At 40.5% G+C, this 4,435-nt stretch carries 3 protein-coding genes; 2 read left to right on the top strand and 1 reads right to left on the bottom strand.

The features are described from left to right. The first annotated feature begins 43 nt into the window (after window positions 1-43). Together comE and ACJMLO_RS09680 are read left to right on the top strand one after the other, a co-directional pair. Entirely contained in the window at window positions 44-580 is a 537-nt protein-coding gene (gene comE / locus ACJMLO_RS09685; protein WP_405296273.1) for a sulfopyruvate decarboxylase subunit beta, read from the top strand. A 136-nt stretch (window positions 581-716) separates the two neighbouring features. Further along, on the top strand, window positions 717-986 hold the full coding sequence (locus ACJMLO_RS09680) for a MarR family transcriptional regulator (protein ID WP_405296271.1): 270 nt from the start codon (window positions 717-719) through the stop codon (window positions 984-986). 148 nt (window positions 987-1,134) lie between these two features. Here ACJMLO_RS09680 and ACJMLO_RS09675 read toward each other — a convergent pair. Beyond that, the coding region (locus ACJMLO_RS09675) for an Ig-like domain repeat protein (RefSeq protein WP_405296269.1) at window positions 1,135-4,435 on the bottom strand (3,301 nt) is incomplete at its 5' end.

Below are 4,435 nucleotides of genomic sequence, written 5' to 3'. Positions count from 1 at the left end.
AAGCCCGTTAGCATACTTCTTGAAATCAAATACTGGTGATAGCATGGCAAGATACGAAGCAATAGAAGACATTATGGAAAACATTGACGAAGAGTTGGTTATCTGCAACATAGGATTTCCCTCAAGGGAACTCTATGAAATCGATGACAGGTCAAAGAACTTCTACATGATCGGATCAATGGGCCTTGCATCATCAATCGGCCTTGGTCTTGCACTGGCACGTCCGAATGAAGACATCGTTGTGATTGACGGAGACGGGTCTCTTCTCATGAACATGGGTTCTCTGGTGACAGTCTTTGCAAACAACCCTTCAAATTTGACATGGATTGTAATTGACAATGGAGCATACGGCTCTACAGGCAATCAGGACACCTACGCTCAGGTTCTTGACCTTACAGACATTGCAAGAGGAGTAGGATTCAAAAACAGCTTTTATTTTGACAACATTGACCTTAAGGAATGCATCAGAAGCGAAGATGCAAGCTTCATAGTCTACCGAACTGAAGCAGGCAATTCCACCGCTCCAATAATTGACCTCGATCCGATTACAATCAAGGAGCGCTTCATGAAATCCATTTAACTGCAGATTTTCCCATCATCATTTTTTTATATTTTTTAAAAAAGCGTTTAAATTACACATAACTTATGTTTAAATCAGTTTAAATCAATATAATTTATATATAAAAATTAATTATATAAATTAAACAATTATTAGCATGGAAGAACAAGAGTTATTGAGTTTATTGGGTTTTGTAAAAGTTTCACCGTGCCGAATGAAGACTTTAAAATCCATCGGCAAAAACTATAAAATTCCTTCTGAAATAGCGCGCGACATTGATGCAAGAACCAGCCAGGTTTCAGGTGCGCTTTCAAGTCTCAAGGAAATGAAAATGATAGTCTGTCTTAATGAGGATGTCAAAAAAGGTCGAATATACAAGTGTACCGACTTGGGACTGAAAATCCTTGACTATCTTGAATACGATTAGAATGAAATACCGACTGATGATTTGATAGTTTGATTTTGCAAGTCATATTTTTGTTTGGGCAATTTTTGATTTAAAAAGAGTTGACTTGAATTTTAGATAAAATCAATTGCTTGGCATATATTAAAAAAATAAAAGCAGGTGAAAAGATCTATTTCACCTTGATCTTTACTTTTTTTGATACCTGATTTAAGTTATCGTCACCGGCAAAGGAAACTGTAGCCTTGAAGGAACCTCTTTTCTTCAATTTTTTAATTTTGAATGTTGCCTTACCCCATGAATTTGTCTTAGCGGTATATGTTTTTCCCTTGACCTTCAATGTTATGAACTTATTGGACAGGACCACTCCATTAAACATTAATGTAGCCTTATACTTCTTGGTCTTTTTATAGGCCTTGAATGTCTTTTTGCCGGCCTTTAAAGTTGGAGTTGCCTTATAGACAGTAATTGAATATTCCCTATATCCGTTATTGTCACTTGTCAGCTTAACGCTGTAGGTTCCGGAAGGTCCACTGAACGCTATTCTGCAAAGGCCGTTGGAATCCGTCTTGATGTTTCCGAAATATGTATTTCTTCCAACGATTGAATAGTAAATCTTTGAATCGGACAATGCATTGCCTTTACAGTCAAGCAGTTTAACGTCAATAAATCTGCTTTCACCATAAATCATGGAGATTGGATTAGACTCTATGATATCCGCCTTGCTTTTAAAAGCGAATACATAAGAATGGGAAGCAGGATTAAGATTTTTGTCTCCGCTGAAGCGAACATTAACAAGGTAATCGCCTTCAGCAGTAGGGGAAATCCTTAAATAGCCATTATATGAAGTTGTGTAGTCAACTCCCTTATATGTATATGTCAGGTTTCCTCCAGAAGCAAATGGAGATATGCTTGTTTGAATCAGATAGTAATCGCTGCAATCATACAGAATGAACGACAGGCTAGGTGTCTTTTTTGTCACAGTTAGCCTTACCTTCAGGCTTTCAAGGGTAGCCGGGTTATTGAGGATTACAATATGGCTTCCCACATCAAGAGAGAACGGCGCTTTGATGTGCCCATAGCTATTGGTGGTTGCAATATATTCAACGCTGTCTATCTTAAATGTAACATTGGTCTTTTTAAGGTAATTTCCATCTGAATCGTAGAATGTTGCATCCACATAGGAATTCAAATACTCGCATGTCACATCGCTTGCAGAAATGGATGGGGAATCTGTTGAGGTAACCGCAACGGAAGAGGACACCTCTTTTGTGTTGTAGTTGCCGTTTCCCTGATAGGTTGCTGTCAATGGGTATGTGCCCGCTTTGAGACCGTAAAGCTCCAGTGTGGCAACACCATTTTTAATGCTTTCGGAATGGTATCCTCCATCAATGTAGAATCTGACGGTTCCGCTAACGGCAGATGGAGTCATGGTGGCAGTCACTGTCACCACATTGCCGCTTTGTGAAGATTTAAGGGTCATGGCTGGAGTGGCCTTTGAGATTTTTAAGCTGATTCTTTTCTGCTCACCAGTATTTGAATTGACAACATAGACATCGTATGTGCCCACATCCAAATCAATGCTCCTGCTTGCATAACCGTAGTTGTCGGTTTTGGCGGAATATTCAGTTGAACCTATCCTGAATTTGACATAGGAATTCTTAAGATAATTTCCGTTTGCATCATAAAATGTTGCAGTCACATAAGCGTTTGAATATGTGCCCTGAGCGTTATTTGAACTTATTGTGGTGAGAATTTCAGCATTTGATGTGTATGCCTTTCCGTTTACATAGGAAGTGACAACATAATTTCCCACAGGCAGGTTCAAATCTATTGAAGCTTCACCGTTGGCGTTGGTTGGCATGGTGCGGTCGACTCCATTGACGTTGATTGTGACGCTTGTTGATACCGGAAGGTTATTTTGGGTAACTTTAACCGTGAACTTCTGCGCGCCTCCGTAGTACTTTGTTACATCCGGAGCGCTAACGACAATGTCATTGCTGCAGTCGAAATCAAATCCAACGACATTTGACCTGTATATGTTATTCCTGTATTGGGCGGAAAATGTATGGGTTCCCTGACTGAATTTCATTTTCAATGAAGCCCTGGCGTTTTTTACCTGGACATGATAGGTTTCACCGTCAACTGTAAATTCAATCAGGCTTCCGTCAACCTCTGAGGAAGCCTCTTTGAAAAGCACATTGAATGTTGCCTCTTGGCCAACGGCCACATTGGCAAATGAATTGGAAGTGATTTCAATGTCTTTCAACTCCCGGGCAGAAGTGAATGCCTTTATACAAACTGCCCCGTTATTCAACTGTGTCCATTTTGACCCGTCAAAACTGTAAAATGAAACTCCTGTCGTATGGGCAGGCCACATCAGGTTAGTATCATAGCAGACAGGAATATAATTTGTGCCGCTTCTTGAGTTCTTGAACATGACCGTGAATACGTCTCCTGTGCTCAATTCAATCTTTTTGCTTAAAGGAATGGTATAATATCCCATATTACTATGGCCATTCTGTGTCAGCACTAGCTCGTTTCCCTTATATATTGAAATGCTATAGTCTGTCGGATATTTGAAGAATGTTGAAACGGCAGAAAGCAGTTCATCGCCCTTGGATTGGAAGGTATTCTTGTAATATGCCGGCTGGTTGGATGATTGAATCCATGAAGTCTCGCCTGCAACTTCATACTGATAGTTTCTTATATATCCCTCATCATCGTTAATGATGAATGTGAAAAGATTCGCATTGTTGTATTTTGACAAATCTCCATCAAAATCCCTTTCATATGAAATATAGAGATAACCGTTCATCTGTGACTGGTTTCCCCAGCTGTTTTTGACGATCCATGCGCCATTGCATGTGCTTCCGAAAAAGTCCTTGCCTTTGTAGTTGTCATCCCATCCGACTATGCAGAATTCATGTGTGGATGTTGATGTCCACTGGCAGGACCCCGCTACGGCACCATAATCCATTATTGCCCTTTTAATCAGGTCATTGTCATTGGAATTTGCACGTGCAGGCAACCACAGTATGTTCTGGATATGGAAAAGCGGTGACAGTATGGCTGACAGCACTGCAGAGTCATCATAAACGTCATAGATTTCATCAACAGGACCAAGCCAGCTTGCCAGATAGCCCTGCATGACAACCTGATTGACCCCGCCGTTTGTTTCCTTTGTGGTACCTGTCAGGGAATAGAGAGTCATCAGGTTTTTTCCGTTGTTTTCAGACAGGTCATAAGTTATGCCGGTTGCCTTTTTAAGACATGCCTCCAGAGTGGCAATTGTTCCGAAAGCCCAGCAGTTGCCCCCGTTTTCCTGATTTTTGACTGGAGTAATGTATCCGTAGTCACGTGAATCGTAATATGAGGGAATGTAGCTTTGGGTTTCTGGAGTATAGCTGATTATCGGTGCGTCATGATTTGGTGAAATGTCAAGATTGTGGCGGGAATTAATTGAAAAAATA

The organism is Methanobrevibacter sp., assembly GCF_045120835.1.
Taxonomy (GTDB): Archaea; Methanobacteriota; Methanobacteria; order Methanobacteriales; family Methanobacteriaceae; genus Methanocatella.
The sequence above is the reverse complement of the archived record's forward strand: the minus strand, read 5'-3'. Positions and strand labels throughout refer to the sequence as shown.